Source organism: Mesorhizobium sp. CO1-1-7 (assembly GCF_020164885.1).
GTDB lineage: Bacteria > Pseudomonadota > Alphaproteobacteria > Rhizobiales > Rhizobiaceae > Mesorhizobium > Mesorhizobium australicum.
This window is the reverse complement of record NZ_JAIUHA010000005.1, coordinates 66,372-83,722: the sequence shown is the minus strand read 5'-3', so window position 1 is coordinate 83,722 and position 17,351 is coordinate 66,372. Positions and strand designations below refer to the sequence as shown.

The following is a 17,351-nucleotide window of genomic DNA, read 5'->3' as shown; positions in this document are numbered from 1 at the left end:
TCCCGCATTTCCCTGCCTTGACACGCTGTCGCCGCCGCCGCGCCAATTCGCCACTTGCCGTGGCCGTGCCAGCGGCCCTAGAGTCTTGTCGGGACTAAGGGTGCCGTCGCACGCGTTATACCAAGACGGGAGTGATTGTCGTGGGTGTCGTTCTCAACATCGAAAACGGGAAGCGGGAGCCCGCCTCCATCAAGGATCTCATCGATCTGACTGCTGCCGATATGGGACGTGTCAACGAGCTGATCCTGTCCAAGGCCGGCTCCGACGTCGAGATGATCCCCGAGGTCGCCAATCACCTGATCTCGTCCGGCGGCAAGCGGCTCAGGCCAATGCTGACGCTGGCTGCGGCGCAGATGTTCGGCTATGCCGGCGAGGGCCACGTCAAGCTCGCCACTTCGGTCGAATTCATGCATACGGCCACGCTTCTGCATGACGACGTGGTCGATGAAAGCGGCATGCGGCGCGGCAAGAAGACCGCCCGCATGATCTGGGGCAACCAGGCCAGCGTGCTGGTCGGCGACTTCCTGCTCGGCCAGGCCTTCCGAATGATGGTCGATGTCGGCTCGCTCGAAGCGCTCGACATCCTGTCCAGCGCAGCCTCGATCATCGCCGAGGGCGAGGTCATGCAGCTGGCCGCCGCCAAGAACCTCGAAACCACCGAGGACGAGCATTTCGCCGTCATCAAGGCCAAGACCGCCGCGCTGTTTTCGGCCGCCGCCGAGGTTGGCCCGGTCATCGCCCAGGCGACCCGCAACGACCGTGCGGCGCTGCGTTCCTACGGCATGAATCTCGGCCTTGCCTTCCAGCTGATCGATGATGCGCTGGACTATGGCGGCACCAGCAAGGATCTGGGCAAGAATGTCGGCGACGATTTCCGCGAGGGCAAGGTGACCTTGCCGGTCATCCTCGCCTACCGGCGCGGCAGCAAGGCCGAACGCACCTTCTGGAAGCGCGCCATCGAGGACAATGTCACCGACGACGCCGGGCTGGAAAAGGCGATCGGCCTGATGACCCGCCACGGCGCCATTGCCGACACGATCGGGCGCGCTCGCCATTTCGGCGAGATCGCCCGCGACGCGCTGGCGCCGCTGGAAGAGACGCCGCAGAAATCGGCGCTGATCGACGTCATCGACTTCTGCATCAGCCGCGTGAACTGAGCGCCTGACGGCTTGCTACCGGGGCCGTCAGTGAAAAGACGCCTGTGAATTCGCCCTGCCGTCTCGACAAGCAGCCCAGTCGCAAATTATCTATAAAACATGGCCAAGGGCACTGACGACACCATCGCGGTCCGCATCGGCAAGGTTTTGGCGGATCGCATCATCTCCGGCGCGATCGAGCCAGGGGCGAGGTTGCGGCAGGATCATGTCGCCGAGGAATTCAACACCAGCCACGTTCCCGTGCGCGAGGCCTTTCGCCGACTCGAGGCGCAGGGCCTCGCCGTCAGTGAGCCGCGTCGTGGCGTGCGTGTCGCGGCCTTCGATCTGGGCGAGGTCAAGGAGGTCGCCGAAATGCGGGCCGCACTCGAAGTGCTGGCACTGCGCCAAGCCGCGCCGCATCTGACCTCGGCCATTCTCGACCAGGCCGAGGAGGCGACAAAAGCCGGCGACAAATCCCATGACGTCAGGTCGTGGGAGGAGGCCAATCGCGCCTTTCACCGGCTGATCCTGACGCCCTGTGGCATGCCCCGCCTGCTTGCCACCATAGACGACCTGCACGCGGCGAGCGCCCGCTTCCTGTTCGCGGCCTGGCGCTCGGAGTGGGAGACGCGCACCGACCAGGACCACCGGGCGATCCTCACCGCCTTGCGGCAGGGGAACACCGAATCGGCCGCGACAACATTGGGACGGCATGTCCAATGGATTGGCCGCAAGCCGGTCAGGACAGCCTCCGGCGCCACGCGCGAAGCTTTCGCGATCGTGGGTTGAACGATCTTTTCCCAAGCCTAGGCTTGCTATCGCTCCAGAAATGTGGATTCGATAATAGATCGAAGGCAAAAATTATCTATAATTTCGGATCGACCGAAGGGAAGCCTATGACCAACCTCGCATTCTCGTCCGCCAGACCGTCCTTCAGCCCGCTGCGTCTCCAGCAGCGATCGCTCGGTTGGCGGGCCGGCGCCGTCGTGCTCGGCACGCTGTTGCTGGCGCTGTCCTCCTACATCGAGGTTCCGATGGTGCCAGTTCCGGTGACCATGCAGACCTTCGCCGTGACGCTGATTGGCGCACTCTATGGCTGGCGGCTTGGCGCGGTGACGATCGCGGCATGGCTGGTCGAAGGTGCTGTCGGCTTTCCAGTCCTGGCCGGCGGCGCTGCCGGCATTCAGCATTTCGTGGGCCCGACGGGTGGCTATCTCTTTACCTTTCCTGTCACCGGCGCACTGGTCGGCTGGTTGGCCGAGCGCGGCTGGAACGGCAACAGGGTTTTGCCTGCCTTCGCCGCCATGCTGCTCGGCAATCTTGCCTGCCTGGCTCTCGGCACAGCCTGGCTTGCCGTCATGATCGGCGCCGAGAAGGCCATCACCTTCGGCTTCGTGCCGTTCATCGTCGGCGGGTTGCTGAAATCGGCGCTTGGCGCCGCGACGCTGATGGCGCTCCCGCACGGCAAGATGAACTTGCCCAAGCCGTGACGGTCAGGCTGCGCGCCCACCATCTCCTTTGCCTGCTCACCTATGTGGGCAAGGGGTACAGCCCCGCTTTCACCGCCAATTATGACGGGATCGCGGAGCGCTTGAGCCGGGGCGAGGACATCCTCCTCGTTTCCGGACCAGACGACATCTGCGCTCCGTTGCTTGGCGAGCCGGAACCGCACTGCCTGCGTGACAGTGCGGCCGGACGGGACCGGCAGGCCGCGGAAGACGTGGAAGCGCTGCTGGCTCGGCCGATCCGGCACGGCATCCGCCTCGATCTCGATGCCGCCATCCTGACAAGGCTGCGGCAGGCGTTTTCGACCGGCCACGTGCGCAAGGCGTGCGGCGGCTGCGAATGGATCGGGCTGTGCGGCGCGGTGGCAAGCGGCGGCTATCGCGATACGCGGCTGCGGCGGCCTGTTGACGCGCAAAACCGTCCCATTTAGCCATGGTTTGTTAATCGGGTGACCCGATTGTGAATTTCAGGCGGATTGAAGCGCGACCCCAAAAAGGCCATGCTTTGCCTGGAAAGATCGAGTCTGGGTCGATCCGCTGACGCGGAGATGGCGCCTGGCTGAAAGGGATATGATGCAGCAAGGACGTGCGCGCTGGCTGACAAGGCTGGCAATTGTGACGGGCATGGCGATTTCGGCATTGCCGGCCTATGCCAAGCAATCCACCGAACCGGTCAAGATCTCGTCATTCTCGGGCGCCTATCTGGCTGCCAGGATCGCCGAGGGCGACAACGACCTCGACAGCGCCATCGCCTATTACAAGCAAGCCCTGGCCTTCAATCCTGGTGACACAGCCCTGCAGCAGAGCCTGATGCTGTCGCTGATCGCTCAAGGCCGCTTCGACGAATCGCTGGTCTATGCCGACAAGCTCAAGGAAGTGCCCGATGTCGAGCGCTTCTCGCGCCTGGCGCTGGCGGTCGACACCTTCCACAAGAAGGATTTCACCAAGGCACAGTACTGGCTCAAGCTGTCGCTGGAATCCGATCTCGATCGGCTGATCTCCGGCGTCATGTCCGGCTGGGCCGAGCAAGGTGCCGGCCAGGCCAGCGAAGCGATGGCTTCGATCGACAAGCTGCAGGGGCCGGACTGGTTCGGCCTGTTCAAATCCTTCCACCGCGCCCTGATCGCCGATGCGTCTGGTATGCCTGAAAAGGCCGAGGCTATCTATGCCGCGACGATGCAGGACACCACCGCCGGCGGTGCGGCGCCTGAAACCTGGATGCGCAATGCGCAGGCCTATGCCTCGTTCCTGGCCCGTAAGGGCGACAAGGCCAAGGCGATGTCGGTTCTCGACCAGGCCGAGGCGTTCTCGCCGGGCAAGCTGGAAATCGTCGCCTTGCGCGACAGGATCAGCAAGGGCGACAAGATCGCGCCCTTCGTGTCCGGTCCGTCCGACGGTGCTTCCGAAATCCTGCTCGATCTTGCCACCGCGCTCAACCGTGGCGGCGGCGAGCCATTCGTGCGCCTCTATTTGCAATATGCCTTGGCCCTGAAGCCCGACAGCGACGCTGCCCTCGTGCAACTCGCCGCCGTGGCCGAACAGCTGAAGAACGGCGAGGGCGCCATCGCGCTCTATCGGCGCATCCCCGACTCTTCGCCGCTGAAGGAGATTTCGGACCTGCAGCTTGGCCTCAACCTTGCCGATCTCGACCGCCATGACGAGGCGATCACGCATCTGAAGGCCTTCGTCGAAGCTCATCCCAACGACATGCGCGCCTATCTGGCGCTCGGCGGTGTCTACTCCTCGAAGGAGGATTTCCGCTCCGCCGCCAATCTCTACGACAAGGCCGTCGAGGTGCTGAAGACACCGACCGCCGCCAATTGGAACATCTTCTACCAGCGCGGCATCGCCTATGAGCGGCTGAAGGAATGGCCAAAGGCCGAGCCGAATTTCCGCAAGGCGCTGGAATTGCAGCCAGACCAGCCGCAGGTGCTGAACTATCTCGGCTATTCCTGGGTCGACATGAACACCAACCTGAAGGAAGGCCTGGAGATGATCCAGAAGGCCGTCGATCTCAAGCCGAGCGACGGCTACATCGTCGATTCCCTGGGTTGGGCTTATTTCCGCCTCGGCCGGTTCGATGACGCGGTGCGCGAAATGGAACGCGCGGTCTCGCTGAAGCCGGAAGATCCGGTTCTGAACGACCATCTCGGCGATGCCTACTGGCGCGTCGGCCGCAAGCTGGAAGCCACCTTCCAATGGAACCAGGCCCGCGACCTGAAGCCGGATCCCGACGTGCTTGCCTCCTTGCAACAGAAGCTGATGAAGGGCCTGCCGCCGATCGAGTCCAACACGGCGCAGGAGACCCCGAAGGTCAAGCCGGAGCCGGTTCCCGCCCCGAAGGGGTGAGACGCCTTTTTGGAATCCGAACGGGGCTCTCGGAGCCCCGTTTTCGTTTTGATGTCCGTCTGCTCAGAACGCGCTCAGAACATCTTTCGATAGACGACGAAGCCAGAGCGTTCGCCGACCTTGTCATAAAGCTTCATCGCCGCGTGATTGGTTTCATGCGTCAGCCAGTATACTCGGCCGGAACCGGCCACCTGGGCGCGCTCGTAGACGCCTTCGATCAGCGCCCGGCCGACGCCTTTGCCGCGCGAGGCTTCGTTGGTGAAAAGATCCTGCAGATAGCAGTTCGGCGCGATTGCCGTCGTGCTGCGGTGGAACAGGTAGTGGACGAGGCCAAGCAACTCGCCTTCGTTTTCCGCGACCAGCGCATGCACTGGCTCATAGGCGTCGAAGAAGCGGGACCACGTCATTGCCGTGATGTCGCTTGCCAGCGCCGTCTCGCCCGAACGGCCATAGAAAGCGTTGTAGCCGTCCCACAGCGGCAGCCATCGGTCGAAATCCTGGCGCGTGACGGGGCGGATGGTGACGGGGTTGGACATGGCTTGACCTGTCGTCGTTGACATGGGTGATACAGGGCTTCGAAGAGAGCGCAGGTCGCCACGTCCGGCAATGGGCCAGCCGCTCGCAAAGCTTTCGACCGGTCCTGCAAAGGTCGCGGGCGCGCGCCTTGCTTGACGCTTCGCCGCCGTGTCTCTAGGACGTGGCCGCAAGCTAGCCTGTGTCGCCGAGGCCACCGTGACGATTGAAATCCCAGCCCATATGCATCCCAGCCGCTCGTTCCAGGGGCTGATCCTCACTTTGCACAATTACTGGGCGGCTTATGGCTGCGTCATCCTCCAGCCCTATGACATGGAGGTCGGCGCCGGCACCTTTCATCCGGCAACGACGCTGCGCGCGCTAGGCCCCAAGGGCTGGAACGCCGCCTATGTCCAGCCTTCGCGCCGTCCCAAGGACGGCCGCTATGGCGAGAATCCAAACCGGCTGCAGCACTACTACCAGTACCAGGTGATCCTGAAGCCCAATCCGCCCAATCTGCAGGAGCTCTATCTCGGCTCGCTGGCGGCAATCGGCGTCGACCCGTTGCTGCACGACATACGTTTCGTCGAGGACGATTGGGAAAGCCCGACTTTGGGCGCCTGGGGGCTTGGCTGGGAATGCTGGTGCGACGGCATGGAGGTGTCGCAGTTCACCTATTTCCAGCAGGTCTGCGGCATCGAATGCGCGCCGGTGGCGGGGGAACTCACCTACGGCCTGGAGCGCCTGGCCATGTATGTGCAGGGCGTCGACAATGTCTACGACCTCAACTTCAACGGCCGCGAGGGCGCCGACAAGGTGACCTATGGCGATGTGTTCCTGCAGGCCGAGCAGGAATATTCGCGCCACAATTTCGAATACGCCGACACGGCGATGCTGCTCAGGCATTTCGAGGACGCCGAGGCCGAGTGCAAGGCGCTGCTCGAGGCCGGCGCGCCGGCGTCGAACGACAATCTGCCGATGCACAAGATGGTCTTCCCGGCCTATGACCAGTGCATCAAGGCCAGCCATGTCTTCAATTTGCTGGACGCGCGTGGCGTGATCTCTGTCACCGAGCGCCAGAGCTACATCCTGCGCGTGCGCAATCTGGCGAAGGCCTGCGGCGAGGCGTTCTTGAAGACGCAGGCCGGTGGATTGGCGGCCTGAGCCTCAAGCGTCCTCGATCATTCCGAGGGAAGCATGGATCGGCGGCAGGATCTGGCCGCTCTGGCCAGCCATTGTCCGTAGCGCCTGCCGCACGCCCGGCATCGAGAAGGCGCCGTGGGCCTGCGCGGTGAAGCAGGCGCTGAGCGCAAGGATCTGAAGAAGTCTGGATGCCGTTTTCATCGTCGTTCAGCCAATAGTTCCCTGCCTGAGCGTGGGTCGCTTCAGCGCAGCTTTCGGTTCATGGAAATCTTTGATCCAAGGACGGGCGGGTTCGGCTCGTCCCGACAGAGTGGCCAAAATTTCTGGAAAGGGTGACAGCGGCCAGCCGAGTTGCTATGCCCCGCCCGGACCACTCTCCCGCATGAGCTGACCCCGATGCCTGACCTGCTTCTTGAACTTCGTTCCGAGGAAATTCCTGCCCGCATGCAGCGCAAGGCGGCGGGCGATTTGAAGAAGATGCTCACCGACGGCCTGGTCGAGGCGGGTCTCACCTATGAGGCGGCGCGTGAGTATTGGACGCCCCGGCGCCTTACGCTCGATATACGCGGGCTCACCGCGCGCTCAAAAGACATTCACGAGGAAATCAAGGGTCCGTCGACATCGGCGCCAGAACAGGCGGTCCAGGGCTTCCTGCGCAAGGCCGGCCTGTCTTCGATCGCCGAGGCGCATGTCCATTCCGACCCGAAGAAGGGCGACTTCTACGTCGCCCATATTTCGAAGCCGGGCAGGGCGGCCGAAGAGATCATCGCCGGACTGGTGCCTGACATCGTCCGCGATTTTCCGTGGCCGAAGTCGATGCGCTGGGGACCGGCCTCGGCCAAGCCGGGCTCGCTGCGCTGGGTGCGCCCGCTGCAGTCGATCCTGTGCACCTTCGGCCCCGAGACCGAGGAGCCGGTGGTGGTCGATTTCGAGATCGACGGCATCCGTTCGGGCAGCATCACCTACGGCCACCGTTTCCTCGCGCCCGGCGAAATCACCGTGCGCCGCTTCGACGATTATGTGGGCAAGCTGGAGGCGGGCAAGGTCGTGCTCGACGCCGACCGTCGCAAGGAGATCATCCTCGCCGACGCCCGCAACCTCGCCTTCGCCAACGGGCTCGACCTGGTCGAGGATGAGGGGCTGCTTGAAGAAGTGTCGGGGCTGGTCGAGTGGCCTGTCGTGCTGATGGGCGAGTTCGAAGAGGCTTTCCTGGCCATTCCGGCGGAGGTGATCCGCCTGACCATCCGCGCCAACCAGAAATGCTTTGTGACGCGGCCGCAGGGGGAAAGCGATGCGCTCTCCAACCGTTTCATTCTCACCGCCAACATCGAAGCCAGTGACGGCGGCAAGGAAATCGCGCACGGCAACGGCAAGGTGGTGCGCGCCCGCCTGTCGGATGCGCTCTATTTCTGGACCACCGACCAGGGCGATTTGCCGGACCTTGACCAACTCCAGGCATCGGCCGAAAAGTTCGGGCTCGATCTGAAAAAGCCGCTCGACCAGCGCATGGCCCGGCTCGACCATCTCAACGTGACCTTTCACGCCAAGCTCGGCACGCAGGGCGAGCGGGTGGAGCGCATCAAGCGATTGGCGGAGGAATTGGCGCCGGTCGTTGGCGCCGATCCCACGCTCGCGGGCCGTGCGGCGGTTCTCGCCAAGGCCGATCTCACCACCGAAGTGGTCGGCGAGTTTCCCGAATTGCAGGGGGCGATGGGCCGCAAATATGCGCTGCTGCAGGGCGAGCATCCATCCGTGGCCGCGGCCATCGAGGAGCACTACAAGCCGCAAGGGCCGTCCGATTATGTGCCGAGCGATCCAGTGTCGGTCGCCGTGGCGCTCGCCGACAAGCTTGATACGCTGGTTGGTTTCTGGATCATCGATGAAAAGCCGACTGGGTCGAAGGACCCCTACGCATTGCGCAGAGCCGCGCTTGGGATGGTGAGGCTGACTCTGGAGAATGGAACACCGCTATCGCTTCTTTCCACCATGGCCAAACATCGAAAGACCACTGTTGACCAGATCGATGAAAGGCACGCCAGGGAGCAGGCCGAGTCAGGCGGCGACCATGCGCACGGGCGCGGGCAAGTCGGCGACGGGAAGTCTGTGGATCGAGACCTCCTCGCCTTCTTCCACGATCGCCTGAAAGTCTACCTTCGCGACCAGGGCGCGCGCCACGACCTCATCGATGCGGTCATTACTCCACAGTCCGATGACCTCCTGCAGATCGTGCGCCGCGTCGAGGCGCTCGGCTCTTTCCTCGACACCGAGGACGGCAAGAACCTGCTCGCCGGTACCAAGCGTGCTGCCAACATTCTGGCGGCCGAGGAGAAGAAGAAAACGGCGGTCGCCGAAACCGTCGAGCCGGCGTTGTTCCAGCAAGATGCGGAGAAGTCGCTGTTTGCCGCGGTGAATCAGGCCGAGAAGCAAGCCGGCGAAGCGATTCAAAACCAAGACTTTTCGGCTGCCATGCTGGCGCTTAGCGTGTTGCGTGAACCCGTTGATTCATTCTTTGAGCATGTTCTCGTGAATGATGAGGACCTGTCCGTGCGTGCCAACCGACTGGCGCTGCTCGCGCGCATTCGCACGGCTACCGGTCAGGTCGCGGATTTCTCGAAAATCGCTGGTTGAGAAGCACTTTTCCGAAAAGTCGGCACCGATTTTCTCAGGACAAACGGTTTCCGTTTGTCCTGAGATCACGCCGGGATAGAGGGGCCTCAGGCCCCTGGAAAAATATGTTCCGGCCGGCCCTTCGAGCCGGCTTACAGTCATATGACGATGATCTCTCCGTGGCAAAAGGGGCGTGTTCCCCACCCCAACGGAGGCTTCCATGAATTCCGATCACGAAATCGAAGTGACAGAAGAAACCTCGGCTCCTGCCGAGCCGCTTGAATCCGCTTCCGAAACCGCCCTCGATCACGCCGCTGCGATCACGGTCGAAGCCGCTGATCTGTCTGACGAAGACGGAGATGGCGATGACGAGGAAGGCGACGATGAAGACGGCGAAGAGTCTGACGAAGACGACGCCGATGACACCGTGAAGGCCGAAGGCGATGACGCCGAAGAATCCGAAGACGGCGAGTCCGAAGACGACGACGACAAGGAAGAAGCAGCCTGATTTTTCAGTTAACAGGTTCTCGAGGGCGGCGCTTTCGCGCCCCCCTTCCGCCGTCTTCCCAAATTGATTTGATCAGTTCTCCAGGATGCTGACGCGCACGCTGTTTTCATAGACGTCGACCTGGATCAGCGGCTCGCCATTGACGATGGCGCGCTTGGTCGAGGAACTCATCGCGCCAGGGCGCTCCAGCATGCGCTGCAGGTCGGCGCGCTGGTCGTTGGTCCTAAACCAGGCGTCGCCCTCGTCGTCGCCGTCGCGGCGATGGAATTTGTGCCAGTTGGCGCGGTCTTGCCGCACCATCTGCGCGGCGCCATCCAGCGCATAGCCGTCGCTCGCCTGGTGATCGCGATCGGAAATGCGCGCGACGTAGGATCCCAGCATGTCGTCCGCTTGGGCCACGCCACCAAGCAATGACGCCAGCAGAAGCCCTGCCACGGTAACGGTCTTCGAATTTTTCATGAGCAACCCCCTCTGCCTTGAACGATGCAATTGCGTCCGCTGGAGCCACTTGGCGAAAAATCAGCCGCAGGGCCGCCAGCAAGATACTCTAGACGAAATTCGCCGGACAGTGGTGCGCAGGACGCCAGACCGCCGTCAAGCCGCTGCGCATTTTGCCCGTCCGGTTTGCGTGGTCGCTACTTGACCTTGCCGGCTCCTGAAGCAGGCTGGTGGGCTGGCGGAGGCGGCGCGGCTGCCGCCGGTGCCGCTGCTTTCCCGTGCCCTGCCGGCGCGGGGGCTGCCGAGGCTGTCGCCGTGGCGGGGGCGGTTGGGGTGGCTGGGGCCGTTGCCGCGGCCGGCACCTTGGCCTGCACGGGTGTCGAGAAAGCGCCGCCGACGACGCCGCCCCTAATGATCATCGGGCTCTGCGCGAAGGAGTGGCTCGCCTCGGCCTTGCCGGGGATTGCCGCGACCTTTTCGTAGGTGACGTCAGGCTCGCCAAGCACAACGACGGACACAACATCGCTCGCCTTGCCGTCGGCCGCCTTCAGCGCAAGGATGGAGGGTGTCGAGGCCGGCGCACCGGGAAAGACCAGCGACGAGGCCTGAGCCCCGCCACCCATTGAGGCCAAAGTGATGGCAAGCGCTCCCCAGATACGAACAGACACCGACATAGCTCCCATTGCCCAGAAGCCGCACGATAGTACTCGGCGATTGATGCCGGCTTTCGTGGAAAGATAGCATTTTAGGAATTGATGAATTGCCAATGCCCGCTTGCCCCGGCGGCCCCGTCGTATTACGCAGCCGGCATCCGCGAGGTGACGAGAGTGGCTGAAATACTTGCCGTCGGCGAAGCGATGGAACCGGCGTTGGCGCTGCTCCTGGGCGGCGATGTCGTCGCCATCCCGACGGAAACCGTCTACGGGCTTGCCGGCGATGCCACCAACGGCATTGGCGTGGCGCGCATTTTCGAAGCCAAGGGGCGGCCGCGTTTCAATCCGCTGATCGCCCATGTCGCCGACATGGCGATGGCCGAGCGCATCGCCTCGTTCGATCCGCTGTCTAGGAAGCTCGCGCTTGCCTTCTGGCCGGGTCCGCTGACGCTGGTACTGCCACAGCGCCCCGGCAACAGCATTCATCCGCTGGTCACGGCCGGGCTCGACACGATCGCCGTGCGCATGCCGAGGGGTTTTGGCGGCGACCTGATCGCCAGGCTTGGCCGACCGCTTGCCGCGCCCAGCGCCAACTCATCCGGCAAGATCAGCGCGACGACGGCGCAGGCGGTGGCTGCGGATTTAGGCGGGCGCATCAAACTGGTGGTCGATGGTGGCGCCACGCCGGTCGGGCTGGAATCGACCATCGTCAAGGCCGAAGGCGAAAGGTTGCGCCTGCTTCGGCCCGGCGGCATTGCCGCCGACGAGATCGTGGCGGCCATCCGCATGGAGCTGCTGCGCGGCGGCATTGCCGGCGTCGAGGCGCCGGGCATGCTTGCCTCGCACTACGCACCGGGCGCGGCTGTTCGGCTCAATGCCGGCACGGTTGGTGAAGGAGAAGCGTTGCTTGCCTTCGGCGACCAGCGCGCGGAAGGCTGGCGCGGCGCAACCGCTTTCCTCAACCTCTCCCGGTCAGGTGACTTGCGTGAAGCGGCAAGCAATCTCTTTGCCTACATGCAGGATTTGGACCGTAGCGGCGCGCGGATTATCGCCGTCGAGCCAATTCCCTTTGACGGGCTCGGCGAGGCCATCAACGACCGGCTCTCCCGTGCCGCCGCTCCTCGTGACAACGCACAGCCCACAACGTAGTTTTCCCAGATGACCGCGACCGCAAAGACACTCAATCCCGCTCTCATCGATCGTTTCGCGGCGATCGTCGGCGACAAATATGCGCTGCGCGACCAGCAGGACATCGCGCCTTATCTGATCGAGCGACGCGGCCTCTGGCATGGCGCGACGTCCCTGGTGCTGCGGCCGGGCAGCGTCGACGAGGTCAGCCGGATCATGCGGCTGGCGACAGAGACCGGAACGCCGATCGTGCCGCAAAGCGGCAACACCGGGCTGGTCGGCGCGCAGGTGCCGGACAGATCCGGTCGCGAGATCGTCCTGTCGCTATCGCGGCTGAACCGCGTCCGCGAGATCGATGTGCTGTCCAATACGGTCACGGTCGAGGCCGGTGTCATCCTGCAGACCTTGCAGGAAGCGGCCGATGCCGCCGGCCGGCTGTTTCCGCTGTCGCTCGCCGCGCAAGGCTCCTGCCAGATCGGCGGCAACCTGTCGTCCAATGCCGGCGGCACCGGCGTGCTGGCCTATGGCAATGCGCGCGAACTGTGCCTCGGCGTCGAGGTGGTGCTGCCGACCGGCGAGGTGTTCGACGATTTGCGCAAACTGAAGAAGGACAACACCGGCTACGACCTGAAGGACCTGTTCGTCGGCGCCGAAGGCACGCTCGGTGTCATCACCGCCGCCGTGCTCAAACTGTTCCCGAAGCCGAAGGGGAGGGACGTCGCCTTCGTCGGCCTGTCGTCGCCCGAAGCCGCCCTTTCCCTGTTCAGCCTGGCCATGGACCGCGCCGGGGCCGCACTCACGGCCTTCGAACTGATCGGCAAGCGCCCGTATGACTTTACCCTTGCGCACGCCCAGGGCGTCGTGCGGCCGCTGGCCGAAGACTGGCCCTGGTACGTGCTGATGCAGATATCGTCCGGCCGCTCAGCGGAGGATTCTCGGGCGCTGATCGAGGATGTGCTTTCGGCGGGTCTAGAGCAGGAATTCGTCGGCGATGCCGTCATCGCCGCCAGCCTCGGGCAGGGCGATGCCTTCTGGGATTTTCGCGAGCTGTTGCCCGAGGCACAGAAGCCGGAAGGCGCTTCGATCAAGCACGACATTTCGGTGCCGATCGCATCGATACCGCGCTTCATCGCGGAGGCCGCCGCCGCGGTGGCGTCAGTGAGCGCCGGCGCCCGCGTGGTCTGCTTCGGCCATATGGGAGACGGCAATCTCCACTATAACATCTCACGGCCCGTCGACGGCGACGACGAGGCGTTCCTGGCGCTCTATCATGCGATGAACAAGGCCGTGCATGACGTGGTGCGCAGCCTGCACGGTTCGATCTCGGCCGAGCACGGCATCGGTCAGTTGAAGCGCGACGAACTGATCGCCACCGCGCCGCCGATGGCCATCGATCTGATGCGCCGGGTAAAGGCTGCCTTCGATCCGGCGGGCATCATGAATCCTGGTAAGGTTATCTGATCCTTTCAACATCCTGTGGCTGGTGGCATTCCGATAACCATCCCTGAGATCAGCAAAATTTAACCGACTTTCTTAAGCGCGGCGGTAAGGAGCCGGCGCTACTGTTTCCCCATAACGAGGCCGGGAAAACTGGCCCGGAGAGAACCGGACACCGGCTCTCAGGAGACAGACAGGAAGGCGCTCTATGAACGTGAACACTGGACTGAAGCCAGTCTGGGCGGGACGCAACATGCGTCTCGACCCATTCCGCCTGCCGCAGGTGGTGAGCTATGCCACGCGCGACGATTATGGCGACGTAACCTTCACCATCGACCAGCGCGGCGCCGTGATCCGCCGCCTGCTCGAGATGAGCGGCCTGCCGGCGATCATCGTGCTGCCCGCCAATGCATTTCGCGGCGTCGCTGCCCGTGCGATGGAGGATCCGGAAGGCAATGTCACGGTGACCCTGGAACTCCTGCACAACGATCCGATGCTGTCGGTGCCGCTGCTGGTGGCCGACGATCTCGAAGACGTCGCCGCCGACTGGCGCGCCTGGGCCGACGCCTACCGTCTGCCGATGCTGCTGATCGAATCCGATGGCGTCGCCCGCACCCTGGAAGAATCGCTCGGCGCCGCCATCAAGACATTGCCGCCGCGGGAGCGCCGCAAGGGCCGCGTTTCCAATATGCGCCGCCCCCGCTTCCTTGCCCGCCGCAGAGCCGGTGACCTCGGCCTCAGGCTGGTGATCGGCGGCGAGGAGATCATTTCAAGAGACTAGCGTTCTTCTCCCCGTCACTATACGGGGAGAAGTGCCCGGCAGGGTGATGAGGGGCAGCGCTGGCATGATTTTTTGGCCTTAATTGCGTGTGCGCTGGTTCGTCGATGAGCCCTCGCCTCGCCTCCAAAGGTAGGCGCTGCCCCTCTTCCGGACACCGCCACCTTCTCTCCGTATAGAGACGGGGAGAAGGAAAGCCGCTACATCAGCGGCTTCAGCGTCACCCACAGCGCGCCGCCGATCAGGCCGAGGAAAATCAGCCAGCCGACCTGGTTGTTCGACCGAAACAGCCGCAGGCACTGGTCTGGATCGTCGATATCCAGAACCGCGATCTGCCGCGCCATGTGGGCGCCGGCGGCGATCAATCCCGCCAGTGCCACCACCGGGGCTTGCGCCGAGGCGAAGGCGATGGCGAAGCAGATCAGCGTACCGCCATAGAGCCCCGCGAGCCATGCCTTGGTGTTGTCGCCGAACAGCCGCGCGGTCGAACGCACGCCGACAATGGCGTCGTCTTCCTTGTCTTGGTGGGCATAGATCGTGTCATAGCCGATCACCCACAGGATCGAACCGATATAGAGCATGATGGCGGGGCCATCGAGATCACCGAACTCGACCGCCCACCCCATCAGCGCGCCCCAGGAAAAGGCGAGGCCGAGAAACAGTTGCGGCCAGTTGGTTATCCGCTTCATGAATGGATAGACGGCGACGATCGCCAGCGAGCAGACGCCGAGCAGAATGGCAAAGCTGTTGAACTGCAGGAGCACCGCCAAGCCGACCAGGGCCTGCAGGACAAGAAACAGCCAGGCCCGCCGGCGCGTGGTCTGACCGGACGGTAGCGGGCGTGAGCGGGTGCGTTCGACCTGGTTATCGATGTCCTGGTCGACAATGTCGTTATAGGTGCACCCGGCGCCACGCATGGCGATGGCGCCAATCAGGAAGAGCACAAGGTACAAGGGCGCCGGCAGCAGCGAGAGCAGCGGGTCGCCTGGGCGCGGATAGGCGCTCGCCGCAAGTGCCGCCGACCACCAGCATGGCCACAAAAGCAACTGCCAGCCGATCGGCCTGTCCCACCGCGCCAGCTGCGCATAGGGCCAGATCGCGCGCGGCAGCACGCGATAGACCCAATGGCGGTTCGGCGCATCGGCGACGCGACCCTGGGCCGCTTTCGACTGGACAGGTTCCATCGGCATGGAGTGGCAGCAGCGGCGGAAACCGTCAAGCGGCAAGCGGAGGAGCGGCGGCCCGCCAACCGTCACGACGCGAAGATGTCGCGTGTGGAAAACCAGACTTTCGCCACCGCGATGAAAGTCAGCGCCGCATTCGACACGCGCTGATGCGTATCATGGGTGAGAATGATGCGCTGCATGGGCAGCGGATCCGACAGCGGTTTGCAGACGAGGCGCAAGCCGTCATAGCTGCGGTCGCCATGCGGGCGGGTATAGCTGACCGCGACGCCGAAGCCGTTGGCCACCATGCTGCGCTGGAGTTCGAACGAACTTGTTCGCATGTCGGCCACCGGCGACAGGCCACGGCCGCGGAACAGGTCGAGCATATGCTGCCAGCTATGCGGCTGGTCGGTCGTGATCAGCGGGTAGGCGGCCAGATCCGCCAGGCTGACCTCGGGGCGGCCCGCCAGTGCATGGCCCGCCGGCAGCAGCGCATGCGGCCGAAGCTCGTGCAACAGGATGCGGGCGAAATGCGACGGCAGGCCGAGATCGTAGCTGAGGCCGAGGTCGACGGTAGCATCCGCCAGGCGTCGCCCGAGCGTCTCGAACGTCTCGTCACGGACGACAACCGCGACCGCTGGATGACGTTCGGAGAAGGCGCGGATGAGGCCCGGCGCGAAGAAGGGCGCCAGATCCTCGAAGCAGCCGAGCACCAGCTCGCCACCGATGGCTGAATTGCCCGAACCCAGGCTCATGAGTTCGTCGGTCTCGGCAAGGACCTGCTTTGCCTTCGCTACCACGACACGGCCGAACGAGGTCAGCGAAACGCCGCTTCCCCGCTGGCGCACAAACAGCTTCTGGCCGAAATCCCTTTCGATGGCGTCGATGGCCACTGAAATCGACGGCTGCGAAATGTTGATCGCCCGCGCCGCGCCGGTAACGCTGCCATGGCGGGCGACGGCAATGAGATAGCGGAGTTGCGTGAGCGTAAGGCTCATAGCCAAAACCTATGTGTCAGATGAGAAGTTATTATTTTACTGAATGAGAGGAGATTGCGATAGTGGCCTCGATCCTGAGAGGAGGACACCATGGCTTCCCAAACCGCAGCGCAGCCAATCGACACCGAAATCATCGATGCGCGGACAATCGCCGACTACCAGCGTGACGGCGCGGTCTGCATCCGCGGCGCCTTCAAGGGCTGGGTCGACACGATTGCCGCCGGCATCGAGCGCAACATGCGGAGCCGCAGCGCCACCGCGTCCGACATCGCTGGCGGCAAGGGCAGCTTCTTCGACGACTACTGCAACTGGGAGCGCATCCCTGAATTCGTCGATGTCGTGCGCAATTCGCCGGCGGCGCGACTGGCGGCCGCGGTGATGCAGTCGCGCACCGCGCAGTTCTTCCACGACCATGTGCTGGTCAAGGAGCCCGGTACGCAGAAACCGACGCCGTGGCACCAGGACATCCCCTATTATTTTGTCGACGGCCAGCAGACGGTGAGCTTCTGGATCCCCATCGATCCGGTGAAGGAAGCGACGCTGCGCCTGATCGCCGGCTCGCACAAATGGGACAAGATGATCCTGCCGGTACGCTGGCTGGACGATGGCAATTTTTACGCCGCCGAGGGCGATTACCGTCCGGTGCCCGATCCCGACACCGATCCGTCGATGAAAGTTATCGAATGGGAGATGGAGCCGGGCGACGCCATCCTGTTCGACTTCAGGACGGCACACGGCGCGCGCGGCAATATGACCGCGGCCCGGCGCCGGGCGTTGTCGCTGCGCTGGGTCGGCGACGATGCCCATTATGTCGAGCGACCGGGCCGCACCTCGCCGCCCTATCACGGCCATGGCATGCAGCCGGGACAGAAGCTGCGCGAGGATTGGTTTCCGGTGGTCTTTCAGGGCTGAACGGGTGCCGGAATAGGGGGCGGCGGTGGCTGGCGCCCTATTCGACAGGGATAACGTTCCCGTGCGCAATCCACCCTGAT

Annotated in this window: 18 protein-coding genes; 12 read left to right on the top strand and 6 right to left on the bottom strand. The window is 63.7% G+C overall.

Features of this window, described 5'->3' with window-relative positions; translation table 11 throughout:
- Positions 1-140: 140 nt before the first annotated feature.
- From LB516_RS12060 to LB516_RS12040, 5 genes are all read left to right on the top strand, one after another.
- Complete coding sequence (locus LB516_RS12060; RefSeq protein WP_015318844.1) at positions 141-1,157, top strand: polyprenyl synthetase family protein; 1,017 nt, start codon at positions 141-143, stop codon at positions 1,155-1,157.
- Positions 1,158-1,256: 99 nt separating this feature from the next.
- The gene (locus LB516_RS12055; protein ID WP_015318843.1) at positions 1,257-1,925 is read left to right on the top strand and encodes a GntR family transcriptional regulator; all 669 of its coding nucleotides are present in this window, start codon (positions 1,257-1,259) and stop codon (positions 1,923-1,925) included.
- 107 nt (positions 1,926-2,032) lie between these two features.
- A complete protein-coding gene (locus LB516_RS12050; protein WP_224719620.1) occupies positions 2,033-2,626 on the top strand; it encodes a biotin transporter BioY in 594 nt (197 codons plus the stop codon).
- Positions 2,623-3,072: a DUF1284 domain-containing protein gene (locus LB516_RS12045; RefSeq protein ID WP_224683296.1), complete on the top strand. Its 450-nt coding sequence runs from the start codon at positions 2,623-2,625 to the stop codon at positions 3,070-3,072. The genes LB516_RS12050 and LB516_RS12045 overlap by 4 nt, the downstream gene beginning before the upstream one ends.
- 142 nt (positions 3,073-3,214) lie before the next feature.
- Positions 3,215-4,990, top strand: coding sequence for a tetratricopeptide repeat protein (locus tag LB516_RS12040; protein WP_140724901.1), 1,776 nt, complete (start codon positions 3,215-3,217; stop codon positions 4,988-4,990).
- 74 nt (positions 4,991-5,064) lie between these two features.
- On the opposite strand, the gene LB516_RS12035 is transcribed toward LB516_RS12040, so the two are convergent.
- Positions 5,065-5,526, bottom strand: a complete 462-nt coding sequence (locus LB516_RS12035) for a GNAT family N-acetyltransferase (RefSeq protein WP_015318839.1) — start codon at positions 5,524-5,526, stop codon at positions 5,065-5,067.
- A 196-nt stretch (positions 5,527-5,722) separates the two neighbouring features.
- On the opposite strand from LB516_RS12035, the gene LB516_RS12030 reads away from it, so the two are divergent.
- On the top strand, positions 5,723-6,667 hold the full coding sequence (locus LB516_RS12030) for a glycine--tRNA ligase subunit alpha (protein WP_140661436.1): 945 nt from the start codon (positions 5,723-5,725) through the stop codon (positions 6,665-6,667).
- 3 nt (positions 6,668-6,670) lie between these two features.
- On the opposite strand, the gene LB516_RS12025 is transcribed toward LB516_RS12030, so the two are convergent.
- Positions 6,671-6,847 carry a hypothetical protein gene (locus LB516_RS12025; RefSeq protein ID WP_224683293.1) on the bottom strand — a complete coding sequence of 59 codons (177 nt, stop codon included), beginning with the start codon at positions 6,845-6,847 and terminating at the stop codon, positions 6,671-6,673.
- Positions 6,848-7,042: 195 nt separating this feature from the next.
- Here LB516_RS12025 and glyS point away from each other — a divergent pair, with 195 nt between their 5' ends.
- Both glyS and LB516_RS12015 read left to right on the top strand, forming a co-directional pair.
- Positions 7,043-9,274: a glycine--tRNA ligase subunit beta gene (glyS, locus tag LB516_RS12020; protein ID WP_224719618.1), complete on the top strand. Its 2,232-nt coding sequence runs from the start codon at positions 7,043-7,045 to the stop codon at positions 9,272-9,274.
- A 199-nt stretch (positions 9,275-9,473) separates the two neighbouring features.
- The gene (locus LB516_RS12015) at positions 9,474-9,761 is read left to right on the top strand and encodes a hypothetical protein (protein ID WP_015318835.1); all 288 of its coding nucleotides are present in this window, start codon (positions 9,474-9,476) and stop codon (positions 9,759-9,761) included.
- A gap of 72 nt (positions 9,762-9,833) precedes the next feature.
- Here LB516_RS12015 and LB516_RS12010 read toward each other — a convergent pair whose 3' ends face one another.
- Positions 9,834-10,220 carry a hypothetical protein gene (locus LB516_RS12010; RefSeq protein ID WP_015318834.1) on the bottom strand — a complete coding sequence of 129 codons (387 nt, stop codon included), beginning with the start codon at positions 10,218-10,220 and terminating at the stop codon, positions 9,834-9,836.
- 176 nt (positions 10,221-10,396) lie between these two features.
- Positions 10,397-10,873, bottom strand: a complete 477-nt coding sequence (locus LB516_RS12005) for a hypothetical protein (RefSeq protein WP_224719617.1) — start codon at positions 10,871-10,873, stop codon at positions 10,397-10,399.
- Positions 10,874-11,026: 153 nt separating this feature from the next.
- Between LB516_RS12005 and LB516_RS12000 the strand changes: the two genes are divergently transcribed.
- From LB516_RS12000 to LB516_RS11990, 3 genes are all read left to right on the top strand, one after another.
- Positions 11,027-12,001 (top strand): L-threonylcarbamoyladenylate synthase, encoded by a 975-nt coding sequence (locus tag LB516_RS12000; protein ID WP_224719616.1) that lies wholly within the window; start codon positions 11,027-11,029, stop codon positions 11,999-12,001.
- A 9-nt stretch (positions 12,002-12,010) separates the two neighbouring features.
- Positions 12,011-13,441 carry an FAD-binding oxidoreductase gene (locus tag LB516_RS11995; RefSeq protein ID WP_224719615.1) on the top strand — a complete coding sequence of 477 codons (1,431 nt, stop codon included), beginning with the start codon at positions 12,011-12,013 and terminating at the stop codon, positions 13,439-13,441.
- Positions 13,442-13,631: 190 nt separating this feature from the next.
- Positions 13,632-14,198 carry a DUF6101 family protein gene (locus LB516_RS11990; RefSeq protein ID WP_041163896.1) on the top strand — a complete coding sequence of 189 codons (567 nt, stop codon included), beginning with the start codon at positions 13,632-13,634 and terminating at the stop codon, positions 14,196-14,198.
- Positions 14,199-14,395: 197 nt separating this feature from the next.
- On the opposite strand, the gene ubiA is transcribed toward LB516_RS11990, so the two are convergent.
- On the bottom strand, positions 14,396-15,379 hold the full coding sequence (ubiA, locus tag LB516_RS11985; RefSeq protein WP_224719750.1) for a 4-hydroxybenzoate octaprenyltransferase: 984 nt from the start codon (positions 15,377-15,379) through the stop codon (positions 14,396-14,398).
- A gap of 68 nt (positions 15,380-15,447) precedes the next feature.
- Positions 15,448-16,359, bottom strand: a complete 912-nt coding sequence (locus tag LB516_RS11980; protein WP_140617312.1) for a LysR family transcriptional regulator — start codon at positions 16,357-16,359, stop codon at positions 15,448-15,450.
- 90 nt (positions 16,360-16,449) lie between these two features.
- On the opposite strand from LB516_RS11980, the gene LB516_RS11975 reads away from it, so the two are divergent.
- Positions 16,450-17,271, top strand: a complete 822-nt coding sequence (locus LB516_RS11975) for a phytanoyl-CoA dioxygenase family protein (RefSeq protein WP_224719614.1) — start codon at positions 16,450-16,452, stop codon at positions 17,269-17,271.
- Positions 17,272-17,351: the final 80 nt, after the last annotated feature.